Origin of the sequence: Streptomyces sp. NPDC089915 (assembly GCF_040684675.1) — a bacterium.
Classification (GTDB): domain Bacteria; phylum Actinomycetota; class Actinomycetes; order Streptomycetales; family Streptomycetaceae; genus Streptomyces.
Map to the genome: position 1 here is coordinate 19,657 of NZ_JBFBGN010000057.1, position 21,696 is coordinate 41,352.

20 protein-coding genes are annotated in these 21,696 nt (G+C 71.6%); 11 read left to right on the forward strand and 9 right to left on the reverse strand.

Going from position 1 to position 21,696, the window contains the following annotated elements:
- Positions 1-4 precede the first annotated feature (4 nt).
- From AB0O29_RS18735 to AB0O29_RS18755, 5 genes are all read right to left on the reverse strand, one after another.
- On the reverse strand, positions 5-799 hold the full coding sequence (locus tag AB0O29_RS18735) for an ABC transporter permease (RefSeq protein ID WP_365152982.1): 795 nt from the start codon (positions 797-799) through the stop codon (positions 5-7).
- Entirely contained in the window at positions 799-1,728 is a 930-nt protein-coding gene (locus tag AB0O29_RS18740) for an ABC transporter permease (RefSeq protein WP_365152984.1), read from the reverse strand. The genes AB0O29_RS18735 and AB0O29_RS18740 overlap by 1 nt, the downstream gene beginning before the upstream one ends.
- Entirely contained in the window at positions 1,725-2,873 is a 1,149-nt protein-coding gene (locus AB0O29_RS18745; RefSeq protein WP_365152986.1) for an ABC transporter ATP-binding protein, read from the reverse strand. The genes AB0O29_RS18740 and AB0O29_RS18745 overlap by 4 nt, the downstream gene beginning before the upstream one ends.
- Before the next feature lie 70 nt (positions 2,874-2,943).
- Complete coding sequence (locus tag AB0O29_RS18750; RefSeq protein ID WP_365152988.1) at positions 2,944-4,194, reverse strand: spermidine/putrescine ABC transporter substrate-binding protein; 1,251 nt, start codon at positions 4,192-4,194, stop codon at positions 2,944-2,946.
- Positions 4,195-4,243: 49 nt separating this feature from the next.
- Positions 4,244-5,773 carry a gamma-aminobutyraldehyde dehydrogenase gene (locus AB0O29_RS18755; protein ID WP_365153018.1) on the reverse strand — a complete coding sequence of 510 codons (1,530 nt, stop codon included), beginning with the start codon at positions 5,771-5,773 and terminating at the stop codon, positions 4,244-4,246.
- A 182-nt stretch (positions 5,774-5,955) separates the two neighbouring features.
- Here AB0O29_RS18755 and AB0O29_RS18760 point away from each other — a divergent pair, with 182 nt between their 5' ends.
- Both AB0O29_RS18760 and AB0O29_RS18765 read left to right on the forward strand, forming a co-directional pair.
- Positions 5,956-6,510 (forward strand): NADAR family protein, encoded by a 555-nt coding sequence (locus tag AB0O29_RS18760; RefSeq protein WP_365152990.1) that lies wholly within the window; start codon positions 5,956-5,958, stop codon positions 6,508-6,510.
- Between the two features lie 490 nt (positions 6,511-7,000).
- A complete protein-coding gene (locus AB0O29_RS18765; protein ID WP_365152992.1) occupies positions 7,001-8,587 on the forward strand; it encodes a TROVE domain-containing protein in 1,587 nt (528 codons plus the stop codon).
- A gap of 77 nt (positions 8,588-8,664) precedes the next feature.
- Here AB0O29_RS18765 and AB0O29_RS18770 read toward each other — a convergent pair whose 3' ends face one another.
- Positions 8,665-9,414 (reverse strand): DUF4190 domain-containing protein, encoded by a 750-nt coding sequence (locus tag AB0O29_RS18770; RefSeq protein ID WP_365152994.1) that lies wholly within the window; start codon positions 9,412-9,414, stop codon positions 8,665-8,667.
- Between the two features lie 106 nt (positions 9,415-9,520).
- Between AB0O29_RS18770 and AB0O29_RS18775 the strand changes: the two genes are divergently transcribed.
- The 5 genes from AB0O29_RS18775 (at position 9,521) to AB0O29_RS18795 (ending at position 14,496) form a co-directional block, all read left to right on the forward strand.
- Positions 9,521-10,546 carry an adenosine deaminase gene (locus AB0O29_RS18775; protein WP_365152996.1) on the forward strand — a complete coding sequence of 342 codons (1,026 nt, stop codon included), beginning with the start codon at positions 9,521-9,523 and terminating at the stop codon, positions 10,544-10,546.
- Between the two features lie 36 nt (positions 10,547-10,582).
- The gene (locus tag AB0O29_RS18780; protein ID WP_365152998.1) at positions 10,583-11,272 is read left to right on the forward strand and encodes a glycerophosphodiester phosphodiesterase; all 690 of its coding nucleotides are present in this window, start codon (positions 10,583-10,585) and stop codon (positions 11,270-11,272) included.
- Positions 11,269-12,441 carry a histidine kinase gene (locus AB0O29_RS18785; RefSeq protein WP_365153000.1) on the forward strand — a complete coding sequence of 391 codons (1,173 nt, stop codon included), beginning with the start codon at positions 11,269-11,271 and terminating at the stop codon, positions 12,439-12,441. The genes AB0O29_RS18780 and AB0O29_RS18785 overlap by 4 nt, the downstream gene beginning before the upstream one ends.
- Complete coding sequence (locus AB0O29_RS18790; RefSeq protein WP_365153002.1) at positions 12,438-13,136, forward strand: response regulator transcription factor; 699 nt, start codon at positions 12,438-12,440, stop codon at positions 13,134-13,136. The genes AB0O29_RS18785 and AB0O29_RS18790 overlap by 4 nt, the downstream gene beginning before the upstream one ends.
- Positions 13,137-13,284: 148 nt before the next feature.
- On the forward strand, positions 13,285-14,496 hold the full coding sequence (locus AB0O29_RS18795) for a serine hydrolase domain-containing protein (protein ID WP_365153004.1): 1,212 nt from the start codon (positions 13,285-13,287) through the stop codon (positions 14,494-14,496).
- Here AB0O29_RS18795 and AB0O29_RS18800 read toward each other — a convergent pair.
- The 3 genes from AB0O29_RS18800 to AB0O29_RS18810 all read right to left on the reverse strand — a co-directional run bounded on the left by AB0O29_RS18800 (position 14,463) and on the right by AB0O29_RS18810 (position 17,823).
- Complete coding sequence (locus AB0O29_RS18800; protein WP_365153006.1) at positions 14,463-14,999, reverse strand: hypothetical protein; 537 nt, start codon at positions 14,997-14,999, stop codon at positions 14,463-14,465. The two genes, AB0O29_RS18795 and AB0O29_RS18800, sit on opposite strands and share 34 nt — an antisense overlap.
- A gap of 77 nt (positions 15,000-15,076) precedes the next feature.
- Complete coding sequence (locus AB0O29_RS18805) at positions 15,077-16,255, reverse strand: spermidine/putrescine ABC transporter substrate-binding protein (protein ID WP_365153008.1); 1,179 nt, start codon at positions 16,253-16,255, stop codon at positions 15,077-15,079.
- Between the two features lie 128 nt (positions 16,256-16,383).
- Entirely contained in the window at positions 16,384-17,823 is a 1,440-nt protein-coding gene (locus AB0O29_RS18810; RefSeq protein ID WP_365153010.1) for a gamma-aminobutyraldehyde dehydrogenase, read from the reverse strand.
- A gap of 169 nt (positions 17,824-17,992) precedes the next feature.
- On the opposite strand from AB0O29_RS18810, the gene AB0O29_RS18815 reads away from it, so the two are divergent.
- From AB0O29_RS18815 to AB0O29_RS18830, 4 genes are all read left to right on the forward strand, one after another.
- Positions 17,993-18,496 carry an Lrp/AsnC family transcriptional regulator gene (locus AB0O29_RS18815; protein ID WP_365153012.1) on the forward strand — a complete coding sequence of 168 codons (504 nt, stop codon included), beginning with the start codon at positions 17,993-17,995 and terminating at the stop codon, positions 18,494-18,496.
- A gap of 3 nt (positions 18,497-18,499) precedes the next feature.
- On the forward strand, positions 18,500-19,861 hold the full coding sequence (locus AB0O29_RS18820) for an aspartate aminotransferase family protein (protein WP_042814157.1): 1,362 nt from the start codon (positions 18,500-18,502) through the stop codon (positions 19,859-19,861).
- A 174-nt stretch (positions 19,862-20,035) separates the two neighbouring features.
- Positions 20,036-20,782, forward strand: coding sequence for an ATP-binding cassette domain-containing protein (locus AB0O29_RS18825; protein WP_365153014.1), 747 nt, complete (start codon positions 20,036-20,038; stop codon positions 20,780-20,782).
- The coding region (locus AB0O29_RS18830) for a hypothetical protein (RefSeq protein WP_365153016.1) at positions 20,764-21,696 on the forward strand (933 nt) is incomplete at its 3' end. The genes AB0O29_RS18825 and AB0O29_RS18830, both read left to right, overlap by 19 nt.

Here is a 21,696-nt window from a genome sequence, read left to right on the forward strand (position 1 = left end):
GGGTCTACTTCGGTTGTGCCTTCTTGCGGCGGTTGCCGACCCACTGGCCGGCGAGGACCACCAGCACCGCGATGACGAACATCGCCGTGCCGATGACGTTGATCTGGACGGGCGTACCGCGCTGGGCCGATCCCCACACGAACATGGGGAAGGTGACGGTGTTGCCCGAGTTGAAGTTGGTGATGATGAAGTCGTCGAACGAGAGCGCGAAGGAGAGCAGCGCGCCCGCCGCGATTCCGGGGGCCGCGATCGGCAGGGTGACGCGCAGGAAGGTCTGCACGGGCCCCGCGTAGAGGTCGCGCGCGGCCTCCTCCAGCCTCGGGTCCATCGACAGGACGCGCGCCTTGACGGCGGCGACCACGAAGCTGAGGCAGAACATCACGTGGGCGATCAGGATCGTCCAGAAGCCCAGCTGGATGCCCATGTTGAGGAAGAGGGCGAGCAGCGAGGCGGCCATCACGATCTCGGGCATGGCCATGGGCAGGAAGATCAGCGAGTTGACCGCCCCCCGCGCGCGGAACCGGTAGCGCACCAGCGCGAAGGCTATGGCGGTGCCGAGGACCGTGGCGCCGATGGTGGCCCACAGGGCGATCTGGAGGGAGAGCGCGAGGGAGCCGCACATGTCGGCGACCCCGCAGGGGTCCTTCCAGGCGTCGAGGGAGAACTCCTGCCAGGCGTAGTTGAAGCGCCCGGTGGGGTTGTTGAAGGAGAACACCGTCACGACGACGTTCGGCAGGATCAGGTACGCGAGCGTGCCGAGGCCCGCGATGACGACGAGATTGCGGCGGAGCCAACGCATCAGACCAGGTCCTCCGTTCCCGCTCGGCGGATGTAGACGGTGACCATGATCAGCACGATGGCCATGAGGATGAACGACAGCGCGGCCGCCGTCGGGTAATCGAGGATCCGCAGGTACTGCGACTGGATGACGTTGCCGATCATCCGGGTGTCCGTGGAGCCGAGCAGCTCCGCGTTGACGTAGTCGCCGCTGGCGGGGATGAAGGTCAGCAGGGTCCCGGAGACCACGCCCGGCATCGAGAGCGGGAAGGTCACCTTGCGGAACACCGTGGCGGGAGTGGCGTACAGGTCGCCGGCGGCCTCGTGGAGGCGGGTGTCGATGCGCTCCAGCGAGGTGTAGAGCGGCAGGATCATGAAGGGCAGGAAGTTGTACGTCAGACCGCAGACGACCGCGAGCGGCGTGGCCAGCACGCGGCTGCCCTCGGTCATGCCGAGCCAGCTGGTGACGTCCAGGAACCCGATCTTGTCGAGGACTCCGACGACGGGGCCCCCGTCGGCCAGGATCGTCTTCCAGGCCAGGGTGCGGATCAGGAAGCTGGTGAAGAACGGGGCGATGACGAGGACCAGCAGGAGGTTGCGCCAGCGGCCCGCCTTGAAGGCGATCAGGTAGGCCAGCGGGTAGCCCAGCAGCAGGCACAGGACGGTGGCGGTGCCGGCGTAGAGGAGCGAGCGCAGGAACTGCGGGAGGTACTCGGAGAAGGCGTCCCAGTAGGTCTGGAAGTGCCAGGTGACCTTGAAGCCCTCTTCGAGGGAGCCGGTCTGCACCGAGGTGGAGGCCTGGTAGATCATCGGCAGCACGAAGAAGACGAGCAGCCAGACGATGCCGGGGAGCAGCAGCCAGTACGGGATCAGGCGCTTCTTCAGCGAGGCCCGGTGGACCGGGGGCTCGGCCGGGGTCTCGGCCCGCGGGGGCGCGGCGGTGGCGGTCACGCGCTCTCCTCGACGGTCTCGATGCCCGCCTCTATGTCCTGGGCGGCGTCCAGGCCGAAGGTGTGCTCGGGGTTCCAGTGCAGGACGACCTCGGCGCCGGGGACCAGGCGGGCGTCGCGCTCGATGTTCTGGACGTAGACCTCCAGCTCGGGGCAGACCGGGCTGTCGATCACGTACTGGGTGGAGACTCCGATGAAGGAGGAGTCGGCGATCCGGCCCGTGATCCTGTTGCGGCCTGCCGCGATCGTGTGCTCCTCCTCGGCCGCGACCAGGGAGATCTTCTCGGGACGCACGCCGACCAGCAGCTTTCCGCCGGTGCGGGGCGTGGTCGAACATCGGGCGGCGGGCAGCCGGAGTACGGCGCCGGAGGCGGCCACGGTGACGTCCTCGCCGGCGGACTCCACGGAGGCCTCGATCAGGTTGGAGGTGCCGAGGAAGTTCGCGACGAAGGTGGTGCGCGGGTTCTCGTAGAGCTCGGCGGGGGCGCCCAGCTGCTCGACGCGGCCGCCGTTCATCACCGCGACGGTGTCGGCCATCGTCATGGCCTCCTCCTGGTCGTGGGTGACGTGCACGAAGGTGATGCCGACCTCGGTCTGGATCCGCTTGAGCTCCAGCTGCATCTGGCGGCGCAGCTTGAGGTCGAGGGCGCCGAGGGGTTCGTCGAGCAGGAGGACCTGGGGGTGGTTGATGAGGGCGCGGGCGACGGCCACGCGCTGCTGCTGTCCGCCGGAGAGCTGGTGGGGCTTCTTGCGGGCGTGCTCGCCGAGCTGGACCAGGTCGATCATGTCGTCGACCTGCTTCTTGACCGACTTGATGCCGCGCCGGCGCAGGCCGAAGGCGATGTTCTCGAAGATGTCCATGTGCGGGAACAGCGCGTAGCTCTGGAAGACGGTGTTCACCGGGCGCTTGTAGGGCGGCAGGTGGGTGACCTCGCGCTCGCCCAGGCTGATGGTGCCGGTGGAGGGCTCCTCCAGGCCGGCGATCATGCGCAGGGTGGTGGTCTTCCCGCAGCCCGAGGCGCCGAGCAGGGCGAAGAAGGAGCCCTGGGGGATGGTGAGGTCCAGCGGGTGCACGGCGGTGAAGGAGCCGTAGTGCTTGCTGATCCCGGCGAGGCGGACGTCGCCGCTCGCGGTGGTGTCGGTCATGGGCCTGGGCCTTCGGTGGTGTGTCGTGGGAGGGGGGCGGGGCGCGGTGGAGGGCCGGCGGGGGGGCCGGTCAGGCGCCGATGAGCTTCGCGAACTTCTCCTCGAACGCCGTCTCTTCCTCGCTGCTGAGGGAGCGGAAGGCGCGGGCCTTGGCGGCCATCTCCTTGTCCGGGACGATCAGCGGGTTGTCCGCGAGTTCCGGCTTGATCTTCGCCAGCTCGTCCTTCACCCCGTCGACCGGGCAGACGTAGCTGATGAACGCCGCCAGCCGTGCGGCCACGGCGGGCTCGTAGTAGTAGTCGATGAGCTTCTCGGCGTTGGCCTTGTGCCGGGCCTGGGCGGGGACCAGCAGGTTGTCGCTGGAGGTGATGTATCCGGCGGCCGGGATCGCGTACTTGATGTCGGGGTTCCCGGCCTGGAGCTGGATGACGTCGCCGGCCCAGGCGAGGCAGGCCGCGATGTCGCCCTTGTCGAGGTCGGCGGTGTAGTCGTTGCCGGTGAAGCGGCGGATCTGCTGGGAGTCGACGCCCTTCTGGAGGCGGCCGATGGCGGCGTCGTAGTCCGCGGCGGTGAACTTCGCCGGGTCCTTGCCCTGGTCGAGGAGGGTCATGCCGACGGTGTCGCGCATCTCGGTGAGGAAGCCGACGCGGCCCTTGAGGGTGGGGTCGTCGAGCAGCTGGGTGACGGAGTCGACCTTCCTGCCGCCGGTGGCCTTGGCGTTGTAGGCGATGACGGTGTCGATGCCGGTCCAGGGGTAGCTGTGGGAGCGGCCCGGGTCCCAGTCGGGGTTGCGGAACTGGGGGATCAGGTTGGCGTAGGCGTTGGGCAGGTGGGCGGGGTCCAGCTTCTGCGCCCAGCCGAGGCGGATGATGCGGGCGGCGAGCCAGTCCGTGACGACGATCAGGTCGCGGCCGGTGTCCTGGCCGGCCGCGAGCTGGGGGCGGATCTTGCCGAAGAACTCGACGTTGTCGTTGATGTCCTCGGTGTACTTGACCTCGATGCCGGTGCGCTTGGTGAACGCCTCCAGCGTCGGACGGGACTTCTCGTCGTCGCTCGTGTCCATGTACTCGGTCCAGTTGGAGAAGTTGATCTCCTTCTCCCGGTCCGAGTGGTCGTCCGAGGCCGCCGCCTGGCCGCCCTCGCGCTTGGCGGGCGGGATTCCGCAGGCGGTGAGGGCGGCGAGGCCGCCCAGGGTGAGCGCCCCGGCTCCGGAGGCGCGCAGCAGCGAGCGGCGGGTGAGGGCGCCGCGGCCACTGGTGAGGCTGCGCCGCATCGCGGCGAGTTGCGCCGCCGACAGGCGGTCGGGCTCGAACTGCTCCATGCGCGTTGCCCTTTCGGGAGGGAGGGCCGCTGGTCAGGCGGCGCTTTGACTATCGGTCCCCGAAGATCGTGCGGTGCCAGTCCTTGGCGGCCACCGCGGTGTTGTCGTACATCACGTGCTTGACCTGCGTGTATTCCTCGAAAGAGTAAGAGCTCATGTCCTTTCCGAAGCCACTGGCCTTGTAGCCCCCGTGCGGCATCTCGCTGATGATCGGGATGTGGTCGTTGACCCAGACGCAGCCGGCCTTGAGCTCCCGGGTGGCCCGGCCGGCCCGGTAGAGGTCCCGGGTCCAGGCGGAGGCGGCGAGGCCGTACGGGGTGTCGTTGGCCAGGGCCAGGCCCTCGTCGTCGGTGTCGAAGGGCAGGGCGACGAGGACCGGGCCGAAGATCTCGGACTGGACGACCTCGCTGTCCTGGGCGGCGCCGGTGATCAGGGTGGGCCGGTAGTAGGCGCCCTCGGCGAGACCGCGTTCTTCTTCCCTGGCGCCGGGGATCTCGCCACCGGAGACGACGGTGGCGTAGCCGCGGGCGCGCTCGACGAAGGCGGCGACGCGGTCGCGCTGGGCGTGCGAGACCAGGGGGCCGAGGTCGGTGGTGGGGGCGAAGGGGTCGCCGAGGCGGACGGTCTCCATCAGCTCGGCGACGCGGGCGGTGAAGGCCTCGAACAGGGGGCGCTGGACGTAGGCGCGGGTGGCGGCGGTGCAGTCCTGGCCGGTGTTGATGAGGGAGGCGGCCACGGCGCCGTGGGCGGCGGCCTCCACGTCGGCGTCGTCGAAGACCACGAAGGGGGCCTTGCCGCCGAGCTCCAGGTGGAGCCGCTTGACGGTGGCGGTGGCGATCTCGGCGACCCGCTTGCCGACGGCGGTGGAGCCGGTGAAGGAGGTCATGACCACGTCGGGGTGGCCGACCAGGTGCTCGCCCGCGTCGCGGCCGGCACCGGTGACGATGTTGATCACCCCGTCGGGGATCCCCGCCTCCTTGGCCGCCTGGGCGAACATCAGGGAGGTCAGCGGGGTCAGCTCGGCCGGCTTGAGGACGATGGTGTTGCCCGCCGCGACGGCCGGGAGGATCTTCCAGGCGGCCATCTGGAGGGGGTAGTTCCAGGGGGCGATGGAGCCGACGACCCCGATGGCCTCGCGGCGTACGTAGGAGGTGTGGTCGCCGGAGTACTCGCCGGCCGCCTGGCCCTGGAGGTGGCGGGCGGCGCCCGCGAAGAAGGCCGTGTTGTCGATGGTCCCGGGGACGTCGAACCCGGTGGTCAGCTTGAGCGGCTTGCCGCACTGGAGGGACTCCGCGTACGCGAAGTCCTCCGCCTGCTCGGCCAGGACGGCGGCCAGCCGGTGCAGGGCGTCCGACCGCTCGCCCGGGGTGGCGGCCGACCAGGCCGGGAAGGCCCGCTTGGCGGCGGCGACGGCCGCGTCCACGTCGGCCGGGCCGGCCAGCTCGTAGGTGAGGACCTCCTGGCCGGTGGCGGGGTCGACGACGGTGTGCGACCGTCCCGAGGTACCGGCCAGGAGCCGGCCGTCGATGTACTGCGCGCCGTCTGCGAAGCGGTCCTTGACCTGGAAGCGGTTACCCATCACGCTCTCACGCTCTCCGTAGCTACAGCTCGAATTGAGTGCCGATCCTGACAGAGGGCTCTTCCCCCGCCAAGTGATTCCGTTGTTGCCTTTTGATTACGCGACGGAATCGGTCGACCATGTGTCGAGGCGCGCCGCAAATCCCGTACGAAGTGTCAGTGGTGGCTGGCAGACTCGCGTGCATGGAGAAGATCGAGGCCCTGATCGGGCAGGTCAGCCGTGGTGAGCGGGTGAAGTTCCTGCCCTTCTGGGGGCACCGGCCCAGACCGGACGGCAGCCTGGGCCCGAGCTGCCTGAGCCAGTGGTGGCCGTCTCCCTTCACTGTGGGTGACGTCCGGTACGCGACGGCCGAGCACTGGATGATGGCCGGGAAGGCCCGCCTGTTCGGGGATGCGGAGGCCGGGCGGGCCGCGCTGGAGGCGCGGACTCCGGCCGAGGCGAAGAAGGCCGGGCGACTGGTGCGCGGGTTCGATGACGCGGTGTGGGAGCGGGAGCGGTTCGCGCTGGTCGTCGAGGGCAGCGTGCACAAGTTCGGCTCCGACCCGGCGCTGCGCTCCTACCTGCTGGGTACGGGGGCGCGGGTGCTGGTGGAGGCGAGCCCGGTGGACCGGATCTGGGGCGTCGGGCTGCCCCCCGACGACGACCGCGTCCTGGACCCGGCGCGCTGGCGCGGGCTGAACCTGCTGGGCTTCGCCCTGATGGAGGCCCGTGCCCGGCTGCGCGAGGAGGCGGCCTGAGCCCCCGTTAAATACGTGGCGGGCCCCGCGGGCGGGCCCTAACGTCATGGGTGTCCAGGTGCGAAGGCGAGACCTACTGCGACTACTAATCGGGCGGTCGCGGGTTCGAGTCCCGCCACCGGCACTCATGCCGGTGTAGCTCAGTTGGCAGAGCACCATGTGGTTTCGCCGGCCTCGATCTCTGGACACCTACTTCGTCACGCACCTCCCGGTGCGCCCGGCGACGGCTACTTCTCGCAGAAACCACGCCGCCGCCCCATCTGATCTCGGGAGGCCCGCGTGGGGGATGCCCGGTGCGCAGGCGGCGGTTACTTCCGGGACCCGGAGGTCGTGGGTTCGAATCCCACCCGGCCCGACACCCGCGAGGGCGACGGCCGGTGGAGCAGCTTGGTGGCTCGCCGGGCAAAAGCACCGTCTCCGACTCCGATCTCGGGCATCCCCCACCCGGCACACCTCCCCCGCTCTTCGTCCTGGATTCGGGGGGATTCACATGGCCCGCTTCAACCTGCGCGCGTCCAAAACCGCGACCGCGCCCGCCTCGCCCGTGCGCTCCACGGGCCGCCGCGCCGCCAACCACCAGGGCGGCCCCGGCTTCGTCCGCGACGCCCGCTCCGAGCTGTTCCTGCTGGCCGTGGCCAACTTCGTCACGCAGGACACCGCCTACGAGTCCGGCGGGGACCGCGACGACCGCTTCAGCGCGCTGGTGCGCCGGCTCGCCGTCGAGGACCCCGAGTGGACCGCCGGCCTGCTGCGCTGGCTGCGCCGCGACGGCGGTATGCGGACGGCCTCCCTCGTCGGCGCCGCCGAGTACGTCAGGGCGCGCCTCGAAGCCGGCTCCGCCGACGGGCCCTCCAACCGGCAGGTCGTGGACTCCGTGCTGCTGCGCGCCGACGAGCCCGGCGAACTCCTGGCCTACTGGACGGCGGCCTACGGGCGGAACGTGCCCAAGCCCGTGAAGCGCGGCATCGCCGACGCCGTGCGCCGGCTCTACTCCGGTACCTCGCTGCTGAAGTACGACACCGCGTCCAAGGGCTACCGCTTCGGCGACGTCCTGAACCTGGTGCACGCCTCGCCCGACCCGGCCAAGCCCTGGCAGGGCGAGCTGTTCCGGTACGCCCTCGACCGGCGCCACCACCCGGAGACCGCCGAGGTCCCCGCCGGCAACCGCACCCTGACCGCCCACCGGGAGCTGATGGAGCTCCCGGTCGAGCGGCGCCGGGCCGTGGTGACCGCGAAGGACGGGGCCGAGCGGCTCGCGGAGGCGGGAATGACGTGGGAGGCGCTGGCCGGCTGGCTCCAGGGGCCGATGGACGCGGCGGCCTGGGAGGCGGTCATCCCGTCCATGGGGGCGATGGCCCTGCTGCGGAACCTGCGCAACTTCGACCAGGCCGGGGTGTCGGACGCGGTCGCGGAGCAGGTCGCGGCGAAGGTGTCGGATCCCGAGTCGGTCGCCCGGTCGCGGCAGTTCCCGTTCCGCTACCTGGCCGCGTACCAGCACGCGCCCTCGCTGCGCTGGTCGTACCCGCTGGAGAAGGCGCTGGGGCACTCGCTGGCCAACGTCCCGCAGCTGTCCGGGCGGACGCTGGTCCTGGTCGACCGCTCCGGGTCGATGTGGTGTCCGCTGTCGGCCCGGTCGCAGCTCAACCGGGCCGACGCGGCGGCCGTCTTCGGCGCGGCGCTCGCGCTGAGGGCCGAGCGGGCGGACCTCGTGCAGTTCGGGACCGACAGCAAGGAGGTCGCGTACCGGCGGGGCGAGTCGGTGCTCAAGGTGCTGGAGCGGTTCGAGAGCCTCGGCGGGACGAACACCACGGAGGCCGTGCGCCGACACTACCGGGGCCACGACCGGGTCCTGATCGTCACGGACGAGCAGGCCGCCTACCACTACGGCGGCGACCCGACGGCCCTGGTGCCGGCGTCGGTCCCCGTCTACACCTGGAACCTCGCCGGGTACCGGGTGGGCCACGCGCCGTCCGGCGCGGCGAACCGGCACACCTTCGGCGGGCTCACGGACGCGGCGTTCCGGATGGTCTCCCTGATCGAGGGCGGGCTGGACGCCGACTGGCCCTGGGCCCGGTAGGGCGGCGGACGGCGGAGGGCCGGCCGCGGTCGTCCTCCGCCCGCGGCCGGCCCTCCGCCGTGTCCGTGCCCGCGGGGTCAGACCCGCTCGCGGACCTGCGTGTTCGAGTGGGAGTCGCCGCCCGGGGTCTCGTTCAGGGTGTCCGCCATGAACCCGGCGAAGATGACCGCCACCATCAGGGCGCCGAGCACGATGCCGATCCCGCCCAGGATGATGCCGGCCAGGGCCATGCCTCCGTTGGTGGCCTCGCCCCGGCCGGCCTTGCCGCGGCCGAGCACGCCGAAGACCACCGCGGCTATGCCCAGCGCGATCGCGAAGAAGCTCGCGAGGCAGCCGACGACCGCGAGGATGCCGAGGACCAGGGCGGTGACGCCGAAGCCGTTGCTGGGGCCGGGTCCGTACGCCTGGTACCCGGTGTAGCCCGGGTAGCCGGGGTAGCCGGGCGCGGGCGGGTAGCCGGGCGTGCCCGGGTAGCCCGGGGTCTGGTAGCCCGCGGGGGCCTGGTGGCCGGGAGGGGCCTGGTAGCCGGGGTAGCCGTATCCGGGCTGGCCGGGCGGCTGGGCGGGGGCCGGGCCGGGCTGCCCGTACCCGCCCTGGGCGGGGTATCCGTAAGCGGGGCCGGGTATCGGCGGCGCGGGCGCGGGGCCCGGACCGGGCGCGGTCACCGGCGGCGTGCCGTCGGGCCCCGGCATGCCCACGACGGTCTGCTGGTCGTGCACGGACGGTCCGCCCGGGGTCGCGGGTGCCTGGTGCGGGGCGCCGCCCGGCGCGGCCTGCCCCTCGGGCGGCGCCCACGGGTCCTTCGGCTCAGGGCTCTGGTCGGTCATACGGCGCCCCCCTCTCGTACAGCCATGCTAAGCGCTGCCACCGACAGGGCCGGGCCTGCCTACGATGAAGCACACCTGCCCGCACCAGCGTCCCACCGGAGGCACCATGTCCGACCTGCACCCCTTCATCGCGGGGCTGCCCAAGGCCGAACTCCACGTCCACCACGTCGGCTCGGCGTCCCCGCGCATCGTCGCCGAACTCGCCTCCCGCCACCCCGACTCGAAGGTCCCCACCGACCCCGAGGCGTTGGCCGACTACTTCACCTTCACGGACTTCGCCCACTTCATCGAGGTCTACCTGTCGGTCGTCGACCTGGTCCGCACCCCCGACGACGTCCGGACGCTGACCTTCGAGGTCGCCCGTGACATGGCCCGGCAGAACATCCGCTACGCCGAACTGACCATCACCCCCTACTCCTCCACCCGTCGCGGCATCGACGAGCACGCCTTCATGGAGGCCATCGAGGAGGCCCGCAAGGCCGCCGAGTCCGAGCTCGGCGTCATCCTGCGCTGGTGCTTCGACATCCCCGGCGAGGCCGGCCTGGAGGCCGCCGCCGAGACCGCCCGCCTCGCCGTGGACCTGCGCCCCGAGGGCCTGGTCTCGTTCGGCCTGGGCGGCCCCGAGATCGGCGTGCCGCGCCCGCAGTTCAAGCCGTACTTCGACCGGGCCCGGGCGGCCGGCCTGCACAGCGTGCCGCACGCCGGCGAGACCACGGGCCCGGAGACCGTGTGGGACGCCATCCGCGAGCTGGGCGCCGAGCGCATCGGCCACGGCACCAGCTCCACCCGGGACCCGGAGCTGCTGGCCTACCTGGCCGAGCACCGCATCGCCCTGGAGGTCTGCCCGACCTCCAACATCGCCACCCGCGCCGTGGCCGACCTCGACGAGCACCCGGTCAAGGAGATGGTGGCGGCGGGCGTGCTCGTCACCGTCAACAGCGACGACCCGCCGATGTTCGGCACCGACCTCAACAACGAGTACGCGGTCGCCGCCCGCCTCCTCGGCCTCGACGAGCGCGGGCTCGCGCAGCTCGCGAAGAACGCCGTCGAGGCCTCCTTCCTGGACCCGGCGGGCAAGGCCCGGCTGACCGAGGAGATCGACGCCTACACCACCGAATGGCTCGCCCGCTGACTCCCCTTGATCGCTCCGGCCCCCGAGAATGGGGGCATGAGCACCCTGACTGCCGTCGGCCACCGCGGCGATCCCTACCGAGTCCGTGAGAACACCCTCCCCTCGATCGGCTCCGCGTTCGCGCGCGGGGCCGACGCGGTGGAGGTCGACGTGCGGCTGACCCGCGACGGAGTGCCGGTCCTGCTGCACGACGAGACGCTCCTGCGGCTGTGGGGGCACGACGTACGGCTCGACGCCGTCACCTCCCCGCAGCTGAAGGAGCTGACCGGCGGCGGGGTCCCCACCCTGCGCCAGGCGCTGATGGAGGCCGGGGCCGGCCGGCTGATGATCGACCTGCCGGGGGCGACGTCCGAGGCCGTGCGGACGGTCGTCGACCTGGTGCGCGAGTGCGGGGCCCGCGACCGCACGTACTACTGCGCCGGCCCGAACACCATGCTGGCGGTGCGGGCCGCCGACCCGGACGCGGAGATCGCGCTGACCTGGACCACCCTGTCGCCACCGCGCCGGGTGCTGATCGACGCGGTGTCCCCGCGCTGGCTCAACTACCGCTTCGGGCTGGTCAGCCGGGAGCTGACGGACGCGCTGCACCGGGACGGGCTGCTGGTGTCGGCGTGGACGGCGGACACCAGGCGGTCGATGCGGGCCCTGGTCCGCGCCGGGGTGGACTCCGTCACCACGAACAGGCTGGACGCGCTGGCCGCCGTCCGGGCCGAGCTCGGCCGGTGACGCACGGGCTCGGAGAGCGGCTGCGCGAGCGCGTCCTGCGGGCGGACCCGCGCTGGCGGGACGTGGGGCTGACGCTGCTGGTGCAGGTGGCGACGACCATCCCCTTCGTGGTGCCCCGCGACCCGGCGGACTCGCCGGCCACCTGGTCCGCGTACCTGCTGACGACACTGGGCAACCTGCCGCTGGTGTGGCGGCGGCGGGCGCCGGCGGCGGCGCTCGTCGGGGTGATCGTGGCCGGCTCGGTCTACCGGCTCGCGCTGGACGGCCCCGGGCAGCCGCTGCCGTACGCGGGCCTGGTCTGCGTGTACTCGATCGCGCTGCTGCGGCCGGCGCGGGAGCGGCTGGTGGCCGGGGCGGTCCTGGCCGTGGTGATCGCCGTGTCGGTCGGGCTCAACACCGGTACGGCCAGGGAGCTGCTGTTCGCGCTGTTCGTGTTCGCGGCGGCGTTCGCGCTCGGCCGGCTCCAGGCCACGCGGCTGGCGTACACGGAGGCGGCCCTGGACCGGGCGGCGCAGCTGGAGCGGGCGAACCGGATCGAGGCGGAGCAGGCCGCGGCGCGCGAACGGGCGCGCATCGCGCGGGAGATGCACGACATCCTGTCGCATGCCGTCAGCATCATGATCGTGCAGGCGGAGGCCGGGCCGGTGGCGGTGCGCCGGGCCCCGGAGCGGGCGGAGGCGGCCTTCGAGGCCATCGCCGAGACGGGCCGGGACGCGATGGCGCAGCTGCGGACGATCCTGGGGGTGCTGCGGGCGGAGGAGGCGGCTCCGCGCGCTCCGCAGCCGGGGATCGGGGCGCTCACGGCTCTGGTGGACCGGGTGCGGGCGAGCGGGCTGGCGGTGTCGTACGAGCGGACGGGCGAGGTGCGGGAGCTTCCGGCCGCGCTGGAGGCGACGGTGCACCGGGTGGTGCAGGAGGCGCTGACCAACGTGGTGAAGCACGCGGGGGCCAGGTCGGTGGTCGTACGTCTGGAGTACGGGGTGCGGGAGCTCGCGGTACGGGTCACCGACGACGGCCGGGGGCCGTCGGGCGGCGGCCCGGGCGGGCACGGGCTGATCGGGATCCGCGAGCGGGCGGCGGCGCACGGCGGGACGGCGTGGACCGGACCGGGGGCGGACGGGCGCGGGTTCACCGTGCTTGTAACCTCGCCGCTGGAGGTGGGGAGATGACGATCCGTGTGGTGGTCGCCGACGACCAGGAGCTGGTGCGCAGCGGGTTCGCGATGATCCTGGACGTCCAGGAGGACATCGAGGTCGTGGCGGAGGTCGGGGACGGGGCGGCGGCGGTGTCGGCGGTGGAGCGGCTCTCCCCCGACGTGGCGCTGCTGGACGTCAGGATGCCGGTGCTGGACGGGATCGAGGCCTGCCGGGCGATCTCGGCGGGCAGCGCGTGCCGGACGGTGATGCTGACGACCTTCGACTCGGACGAGTACGTGTACGAGGCGCTGCACGCGGGGGCGAGCGGGTTCCTGCTGAAGGACGTGCGGCGGGACGATCTGGTGCACGCGGTACGGGTGGTGGCGGCGGGCGAGTCGCTGCTGGCGCCCTCGGTGGCGCGGCGGCTGATCGAGGAGTACACGGCGGCGACGGCCCGTCCGGCGGTGCTCCCGCAGGCGGCGGAGCGGCTGGAGGTGCTGACGGCCCGGGAGCGGGAGACGCTGGTGCACCTGGGGCGGGGGCTGTCGAACGCGGAGATCGCGGTGGCGCTGGTGGTGAGCGAGCACACGGTGAAGTCGCACGTGGGGAACGTGCTGGCGAAGCTGGGCCTGCGGGACCGGATCCAGGCGGTGATCTGCGCGTACGAGACGGGGCTGATCGCGGCGGGCTCGGCGGGTCCCGCTGCGGTATCTCCCTCTGGAGGGTGAGGGGCGGCGGGCCGCCTCCCCCGCGCCGGTGAGTTGTCGTACCGCTGAAGACCACTCTTGGTGGTGATCCGCGAGGACCCCTGTGACCTGCAGCATTGAGGTCATCGGGGGGCAGCGGGCCCCGCGGTCCGCACACAGGGGGAATGTCATGAAGGCACGTACGCGCACGCTGGTCGCCGCGGCTCTGGTCCTGGGCGTCGTCGCCGGCCCGGCGGCGGCCGCCCAGGCCGCTCCGGCTCCGGCCGCGGCGTCGGCCCGGGTGTCGGCGGGGGTCACGTCCCCGGTCTTCACCGCTCCGCCGGACGCGGCCGCGCTGCGCAAGGCGATCGCCGGGCTCGGGGCGCAGAACAAGGACGCCACGGCCGCGCTGGTCCGGGTGGGCGGGACGAGCGGGAGCTGGCGGGGGGCCTCGGGCGTCGCGGACGTCCGCAGCGGGCGAGCGGCGGTGGAGGACGCCCGCTTCCGCGCCGGGTCGGTGACCAAGACCTTCACGGCGGCGGTGGTGCTCCAGCTGGCCGCCGAGGGGAAGGTGGACCTGGACCGGCCGGTGCAGGACTACCTCCCGGGGCTGCTGCCCGGGTTCGAGCCGGTGAAGGTGCGCCAGCTGCTGAACTACACGAGCGGCCTGCAGTCGGCCGACGGTCCGGGGGACACCTTCGAGGACGAGTACGCCCACCGCTTCGACCTGGTCGACCCGCACGCGCTGATCGCCGACGCGGTGGCGAAGGGGCCGGAGTTCAGGCCCGGGGAGAAGCAGCGGTACAGCAACATCCACTACACGGTGCTGGGCGTGCTGATCGAGAAGCTGACGGGGACGGCGTACGAGAAGGCCGTCGAGGACCGGATCCTCAAGCCGCTGGGCCTGCGCCACACCTCGTTCCCGGCCCGTACCCAGAACCGCATACCGGGGCCGTACAACCACGGCTACCAGGTGGTGACGGGGGCCGACGGCGGCCGCACGCTGGTCGACGTGTCGGACTGGAACTCCTCGTCCAACTGGGCCGCAGGGGACCTGATCTCGACGACGGCGGACCTGGAGCGGTTCACGGTGGCCCTGTTCGCCGGCCGGGTGGTGCCGAAGCCGCCGCTGGAGGAGATGTTCACCGTCCCGGACGTGCCGGACGCCGAGAGCGCGAAGGGCGAGCACGCCGTGCAGACGGCCGGCATGAAGGAGTTCGTCCTCCCCGACGGCACGAAGCTCTACGGCAAGACGGGTTCCCGCTACGGCTACAGCACGGTCATCGGCGGCACCCGCGACCTGTCGCGCACGCTGGTGTACTCGGTGAACGCCACCGACGCCAAGGGCCGGGACATGAACGCGGTGGCCTACGGGATCATCGGGGCGGCCTTCGCCAAGTAGCGGGCGTCCCCGCCCTCCCGGAGGGCCTGCGCGGTCTCCGCGGCCTCCAGGGCCTCCAGCCGCTTGATCAGGCGGCGCAGGACCAGCAGGGGGAGGATCCCGAAGACGCCGAACGACATGTCGATCAGCGACCAGCCGAAGGGCAGGCCCCGGATCGGCCCGCAGATCAGGGCGAGCGGGATGACGCCGACGCAGGCGACCATCCCGGCCTCGACGATCCAGACGTTGCGCACGGGGTCGCGGTGGACCCCGTAGAAGAACACCGCGATCACCAGGTGGGCGAAGGCGAGCCAGTCGGTGCCGTAGAGGAGGAAGGGGTATTCGGCGTCGGCCCGGTCCAGGCCGGCCCCCACCCGGCGCAGCCAGTCGTGGGACACCAGCCCGTTGAGCCAGTGGAGTTCGGTGACCAGGGGGAAGGCGGTGAGTCCGCTGAGGACCAGGCAGACCAGGAACAGCGCGAGCCAGGTACGGATCCGCCGCCGGAGGGCGTTTCTCTCACTCATGGAAGGCAGCCTACCGACAGAACTGAACACGTTCAGCCAGAATCCTGAACATGTTCAATCCTGCGGCGAGATGGTGATCACAGTCCGACGATGGCGTTCCAGCGCGGGGCGAAGGTGCGGCGTTCGGCCGAGGAGATGTCGCGGGCCACGACCAGGCGCTTGCGCATGTCGTCGTCCGGGAAGATCAGCGGGTTCTGGGCCAGTTCGGCGGTCTTCTTCTCCGATGAGGCGGCCAGGACCTCGCGGGCCGCGGGCACGGGGCAGACGTAGTTGACCGCGGCGGCCAGCTCCGCCGCCACCGCCGGGTCGTAGTAGTAGTCGACCAGCGCCTCCGCGTTGGCCTTGTGGCGGGCGAGGTTGGGGATGAGCAGGCTCTCCGCCCACAGCTCGGCCCCCTCCTCGGGGACGACGAACTCGATGTCGGGGTTGTCGGCCTTCAGCTGGATGGCGTCGCCGGAGTAGGCCTGGCAGGCGAGGACGTCGCCCTTGCCGAGGTCGGAGGTGTAGTCGTTGCCGGTGAAGCGGCGGATGTGCTTCTTCTTCACCATGCTCTCGACCTGGTCGCACATCCGGTGGAAGTCGGATTCGGTCCAGCGGGTGGTGTCGGTGCCGTTGCCCTGCATCAGCAGCGCGAAGGACTCGTCGAGACCGGAGAAGAGGGTCACCTTGCCCGCGAGGTCCGGGTGCCACAGGTCCTGGACGGACTTGATCTCCCGGCCCAGCGCCTTGCGGTTGTAGGCGATGCCGGTGATGCCGGACTGCCAGGGGACGGTGTGCAGCCGGCCCGGGTCGAAGGCGGGGGAGCGCAGCTGCGGGTCGAGGTGGGCGGCCACGTTGGCCTGCGCCGGGCGGTCCATCTTCTGGGCCCAGCCCAGGTGGACGAAGCGGGCGGCCATCCAGTCGCTGACCACCACCAGGTCGTGGCCGGTCGCCTGGTGGTTCATCAGGGACGGGCTGACCTTGCCGAAGAACTCGTCGTTGTCGTTGATGTCCTCGGTGTAGCGGACCTCGATGCCGGTCTTCTCGGTGAAGGCGTCCAGGGTCGGGCGCTTCTCCTCGTCCTCCTCGTCGGTGTCTATGTACATCGGCCAGTTGGAGAAGGCGAGCTTGCGCTCCCGTTCCGAGAGGTCCTGGCCCTCCCTGCGGTCCTCCGGGACGTAGGCGGCGGGGACACCACAGCCGGCGAGGGCGGTCAGCAGGCCCGCGGCGCCGAGGCCGCGCAGCGCCGCGCGGCGGGAGAAGGGGAGTTCAGGCATGGGCTCAGCCTCCGGCAACGCCGAAGGGGCGGGCAATAGACAACTTGTCTACCACCCGCCCCCTCAGTGGCCTGCGGTGATCAGTGCGCGGGAAGCCCCCGCGCGCCGCTCACGGCCGCCGGGCCGGTTCAGCCGTCGAGCGAGGTCATCACGTGCTTGATCCGGGTGTAGTCCTCGAAGCCGTAGGCGGAGAGGTCCTTGCCGTAGCCGGACTTCTTGAAGCCGCCGTGGGGCATCTCGGCGACGAGCGGGATGTGGGTGTTGATCCACACGCAGCCGAAGTCGAGGTTCTTGGACATGCGCATCGCACGGCCGTGGTCCTTGGTCCACACGGAGGAGGCGAGGGCGAACTCGACGCCGTTCGCGTACTCCAGGGCCTGGGACTCGTCCGAGAAGGACTGGACGGTGATGACGGGGCCGAAGACCTCGTTCTGGATGATCTCGTCGTCCTGCTTCAGGCCCGAGACCACGGTCGGGGCGTAGAAGAAGCCCTTGTCGCCGACCCGGTGGCCGCCCGCCTCGACCTTGGCGTGGGCGGGGAGGCGCTCGATGAAGCCCGCGACCTGCTTGAGCTGGTTCGGGTTGTTCAGCGGGCCGTACAGCACGTCCTCGTCGTCCGGCTGACCCGTCTTGGTCTCCGCGGCGGCCTTGGCGAGCGCGGCCACGAACTCGTCGTGGATCGACTCGTGCACGAGCACGCGGGTGGCGGCGGTGCAGTCCTGGCCGGCGTTGAAGTAACCGGCGACGGCGATGTCCTCGACGGCCTTGGCCAGGTCGGCGTCCTCGAAGACCACGACCGGGGCCTTGCCGCCGAGCTCCAGGTGGACGCGCTTGACGTCCTTGGAGGCGCTCTCGGCGACCTGCATGCCCGCGCGCACCGAACCGGTGATGGAGGCCATCGCCGGGGTGGAGTGCTCGACCATGGCCTTGCCGGTCTCGCGGTCGCCGCAGACGACGTTGAAGACGCCCTTGGGCAGGATCGAGTCGATGATCTCCGCCATCAGGACCGTCGAGGCCGGGGTGGTGTCGGAGGGCTTGAGGACGACGGTGTTGCCCGCGGCGATCGCCGGGGCGAACTTCCACACGGCCATCATCATCGGGTAGTTCCACGGCGCGACCTGCGCGCAGACGCCGACCGGCTCACGGCGGATGATCGAGGTCATCCCGTCCATGTACTCGCCGGCCGAGCGGCCCTCCAGCAGACGCGCGGCGCCCGCGAAGAAGCGGATCTGGTCCACCATCGGGGGCAGCTCCTCGCTGGCCGTGAGGGCCAGCGGCTTGCCGGTGTTCTCCGACTCGGCGGCGACCAGCTCCTCCGCGCGCGCCTCGAAGGCGTCCGCGATCTTGAGGAGGGCCTTCTGCCGCTCGGAGGGGGTGGTGTCGCGCCAGCCCGGGAAGGCGGCGGCAGCGGCGGCCATGGCGGCGTCGACATCGGCCTGGCCGGACAGCGGGGCGGTCGCGTACACCTCGCCGGTGGCCGGGTTGACCACCTCGGTGGTCCGCCCGTCGGCGGCGTCCTTGAACTCCCCGCCGATGTAGTTGCGCAGACGACGCAGTTCGGTGGTCACTACAGCCACTCTCCTGATCACATGTCCAACGATTGAGACAGGTCCCAAGCCTAGCCCCTCAGGCAACGCTTTCGACAGAGCCAGACCCGGCCAACTACGAAATCCGTGCAATCGGAGACCGATCACAACGGATTTCATCGATTACGGGTTGCGGAACGGACGACTCCTCGTGCACAGTGACTTCGTGGTCAGTCGAAGCGCAGATTCCAGGAACAGACAACCGTCCCCTTCGGTCGATGCTGTGTCCCTGGCGATCATCGAGCAACTGCAGGAGGACGGCCGGCGCCCGTACGCGTCGATCGGCAAGGCCGTGGGCCTCTCCGAGGCGGCCGTGCGCCAGCGTGTGCAGAAGCTGCTCGACCAGGGCGTCATGCAGATCGTCGCCGTCACGGACCCGCTCACCGTGGGCCTGCGGCGCCAGGCCATGGTCGGCATCAACGTCGAGGGCGACCTCGACCCGGTGGCCGACGCCCTGACCGCCATGGCGGAGTGCGAATACGTCGTGATGACCGCCGGGTCGTTCGACCTGATGGTGGAGATCGTCTGCGAGGACGACGACCACCTGCTCGAAACGATCAACAAGAAGATCCGCACGCTCCCCGGCGTGCGATCAACCGAGAGCTTCGTTTACCTGAAGCTCAAGAAGCAGACCTACATGTGGGGAACTCGATAGCCCGTGAGCCAGGACCTCTCCAAAACCGCGTACGACCACCTGTGGATGCACTTCACCCGCATGTCGTCGTATGAGAACGCGCCCGTCCCCACCATCGTGCGGGGTGAGGGCACCTACATCTTCGACGACAAGGGCAAGCGCTACCTGGACGGTCTCGCCGGACTGTTCGTGGTCAACGCCGGTCACGGCCGCAAGGAACTGGCCGAGGTCGCCTACAAGCAGGCCCAGGAGCTCGCGTTCTTCCCCGTGTGGTCGTACGCGCACCCCAAGGCCGTCGAGCTCGCCGAGCGCCTCGCCGGCTACGCCCCCGGCGACCTGAACAAGGTCTTCTTCACCACCGGTGGCGGCGAGGCCGTCGAGACCGCCTGGAAGCTGGCCAAGCAGTACTTCAAGCTCCAGGGCAAGCACACCAAGTACAAGGTCATCTCGCGTGCGGTCGCCTACCACGGCACCCCGCAGGGCGCCCTGTCCATCACCGGCCTGCCGGCCCTGAAGGCCCCCTTCGAGCCGCTGGTCCCCGGCGCGCACAAGGTGCCGAACACCAACATCTACCGCGCCCCGATCCACGGCGACGACCCCGAGGCCTTCGGCCGCTGGTGCGCCGACCAGATCGAGCAGCAGATCCTCTTCGAGGGCCCCGACACCGTCGCGGCCGTCTTCCTGGAGCCCGTGCAGAACGCCGGCGGCTGCTTCCCGCCGCCGCCCGGGTACTTCCAGCGGGTCCGCGAGATCTGCGACACCTACGACGTGCTGCTCGTCTCCGACGAGACGATCTGCGCCTTCGGCCGCCTGGGCACGATGTTCGCCTGTGACAAGTTCGGCTACGTGCCGGACATGATCACCTGCGCCAAGGGCATGACCTCGGGCTACTCCCCGATCGGCGCCTGCATCGTCTCGGACCGCATCGCGGAGCCGTTCTACAAGGGCGACAACACCTTCCTGCACGGCTACACCTTCGGCGGACACCCCGTGTCCTCCGCGGTGGCGCTCGCCAACCTCGACATCTTCGACAAGGAAGGCCTGAACCAGCACGTGCTGGACCAGGAGGGCAACTTCTTCAGCACCCTGCAGAAGCTGCACGACCTCCCGATCGTCGGCGACGTGCGCGGCAACGGCTTCTTCTACGGCATCGAGCTCGTCAAGGACAAGGTCACCAAGGAGTCCTTCACGGACGAGGAGACCGAGCGCGTGCTCTACGGCTTCCTCTCCAAGGCGCTCTTCGACAACGGCCTGTACTGCCGGGCCGACGACCGGGGCGACCCGGTCATCCAGCTGGCCCCGCCGCTGATCGCGGACCAGGGCACCTTCGACGAGATCGAGGGCATCCTGCGCAACGTGCTCACCGAGGCCTGGACCAAGCTGTAAATAGGCCGAGGCTTCCATAGGCCGAACACACGGCCCGGATCCCCTGTTCGAGTGAGAACGGGGTGGTCCGGGCCGTGTGCTGTCACCATCCAAGCGGTTCATCTCTTTACATCTCTGTGCGGGCCAGTGACCGAAAGCGGCTCCGCTTCGTTCCCCCGGACGGAGGTGTACGCCATGGTGGCTCCACCCGACAGCGCCCCGCCAGACGACGACGTCCTCTGGGCGCGGTCCCTTCACTACTCCCACAGCGGTTCGCCCGGCCTCATCGGGGTCTGCGCCGGAGTCCGGCGGGGCGAGATCCTCGCCGTGACCGGCCCCCGCGGCAGCGGCAAGACCACCCTGCTGCGCTGCCTGTCCGGACGGCTGGTGCCCGACCAGGGCGAGGTCGGGTTCGACGGCATCCCCGTCCACTCCCTCGGCGCGTCGGCCCGCGAGCGGCTCTTCCGCGCCCGGTTCGCCTGGATCGGGCCCGAACCGCAGCTGCTGCCCGAGCTCAAGGTCTGGGAGAACGCCGCCCTGCCCCTGCTCATCACCGGCGCCCCGCACCGCGCCGCCCGGGCCGCCGCCCACGAATGGCTGGACCGCCTCGACATCGGCGGCTTCGCCGGCAAGCGCCCCGGCGCCCTGAACCGCGCCGAGTCCCAGCGGGTCGCCCTCGCCCGCGCCCTGGTCGGGGAGCCCGCCGTGCTCTTCGCCGACGAGCCGACGGCCCCGCTGCACCGCGCCGAACGCGCGCTGCTGCTCCGTACGCTCACCACGGCCGCCCGGTCGCACGGGATCACGGTGGTGCTCGCCACCCACGACGAGGAGGGCGCGGCCGCCGCCGACCGGGGCCTGGCCCTCGTCGACGGGCGCCCGGCCACGGCCGCCGCCTCCCCCGGAACCACGGAGGAACAGGCCGCGTGCTCCCTCTCCGCCTAGCCCGCGGCTCCCGCCCCCTGGTCCAGCTGCGCAGACTGCTGGTCGCCGCCGCCTGCGCGGGCAGCGGTTTCCTCCTGCTGTACGTCCTCGCGGACGCGGGGGCGCGGTCCGCCGGATCGTTCCCGCGGCTGCTGTGGGCGCTGCTGCCGCTGGCCGCCACCGTCCAGTTCGCCGTCGCCGTGGCCCGTACCGACCCGGCGACCCGGCCCCGCGAGGGGCTCGACGCCGTCGGGCTGGGACCCGTACGCCTGGCCCTGGCCGCTGCGGTCTCCACCGCCGTCGCCTGCGCCCTCGGCGCCGCCGTCGCCCTGGCCGCGTTCCTGCACCTGCGGGGCGACCTGTCCGGGCTGCCGTTCGACGGGGCCGGCGCCGCCCTGTTGCACGCCGGCCGGCCCCTGCCGCTCGCCGCCGCCCTCACCCTGCTGGCCCTGCTCCCCCTGACGGCCTCCCTCGCCACCGCCCTCGCCCTGCGCCCCCGGCCCCCGCACGCGGGGCTGGCACCGCAGACGGGCGTGCCGTGGGGGGTGGCGCTCGGCGCCTGCGGGCTCGCCCTGCTCGCGTACGCCCGCCCCGGGGGACCGGCCGTCCCGGCGGCCGGCGTGCTGATCACGGTCGGCCTCGCCCTCGCCGGACCCGGCCTGGCCTACGCCTGCGGAACCCTGGTCCAGGCCGTCCGCCCGGGCGTGCTGCGGCTGCTGGCCGGGCGGACCCTGCAGGAGGAGGCCTCCCGGCTGGGCCGGCCCCTCGGAGTGCTCTGCGCCGTCGGCGCGGCCGCCCTCACCGCCCTGGCCCCGCGCGGGCCCGGCGGCGGGGCCCCGGCCCCGCTGGGGCTCCTGGCCCGGCGCCACCCGGCGCTGGAGCCGATGGTCCACGAGACCGACCCGGCGGCCGTCGCGCACGCGCTGCGGGCCGGA

Excerpts from the sequence above, each read along its gene's own strand:
- AB0O29_RS18735 (WP_365152982.1), bottom strand. The coding sequence starts at position 799 with ATGCGTTGGCTCCGCCGCAATCTCGTCGTCATCGCGGGCCTCGGCACG.
- AB0O29_RS18745 (WP_365152986.1), bottom strand. The coding sequence starts at position 2,873 with ATGACCGACACCACCGCGAGCGGCGACGTCCGCCTCGCCGGGATCAGC.
- AB0O29_RS18750 (WP_365152988.1), bottom strand. The coding sequence starts at position 4,194 with ATGGAGCAGTTCGAGCCCGACCGCCTGTCGGCGGCGCAACTCGCCGCG.
- AB0O29_RS18755 (WP_365153018.1), bottom strand. The coding sequence starts at position 5,773 with ATGGGTAACCGCTTCCAGGTCAAGGACCGCTTCGCAGACGGCGCGCAG.
- AB0O29_RS18760 (WP_365152990.1), top strand. The coding sequence starts at position 5,956 with ATGGAGAAGATCGAGGCCCTGATCGGGCAGGTCAGCCGTGGTGAGCGG.
- AB0O29_RS18765 (WP_365152992.1), top strand. The coding sequence starts at position 7,001 with ATGGCCCGCTTCAACCTGCGCGCGTCCAAAACCGCGACCGCGCCCGCC.
- AB0O29_RS18770 (WP_365152994.1), bottom strand. The coding sequence starts at position 9,414 with ATGACCGACCAGAGCCCTGAGCCGAAGGACCCGTGGGCGCCGCCCGAG.
- AB0O29_RS18775 (WP_365152996.1), top strand. The coding sequence starts at position 9,521 with ATGTCCGACCTGCACCCCTTCATCGCGGGGCTGCCCAAGGCCGAACTC.
- AB0O29_RS18780 (WP_365152998.1), top strand. The coding sequence starts at position 10,583 with ATGAGCACCCTGACTGCCGTCGGCCACCGCGGCGATCCCTACCGAGTC.
- AB0O29_RS18790 (WP_365153002.1), top strand. The coding sequence starts at position 12,438 with ATGACGATCCGTGTGGTGGTCGCCGACGACCAGGAGCTGGTGCGCAGC.
- AB0O29_RS18795 (WP_365153004.1), top strand. The coding sequence starts at position 13,285 with ATGAAGGCACGTACGCGCACGCTGGTCGCCGCGGCTCTGGTCCTGGGC.
- AB0O29_RS18800 (WP_365153006.1), bottom strand. The coding sequence starts at position 14,999 with ATGAGTGAGAGAAACGCCCTCCGGCGGCGGATCCGTACCTGGCTCGCG.
- AB0O29_RS18805 (WP_365153008.1), bottom strand. The coding sequence starts at position 16,255 with ATGCCTGAACTCCCCTTCTCCCGCCGCGCGGCGCTGCGCGGCCTCGGC.
- AB0O29_RS18825 (WP_365153014.1), top strand. The coding sequence starts at position 20,036 with ATGGTGGCTCCACCCGACAGCGCCCCGCCAGACGACGACGTCCTCTGG.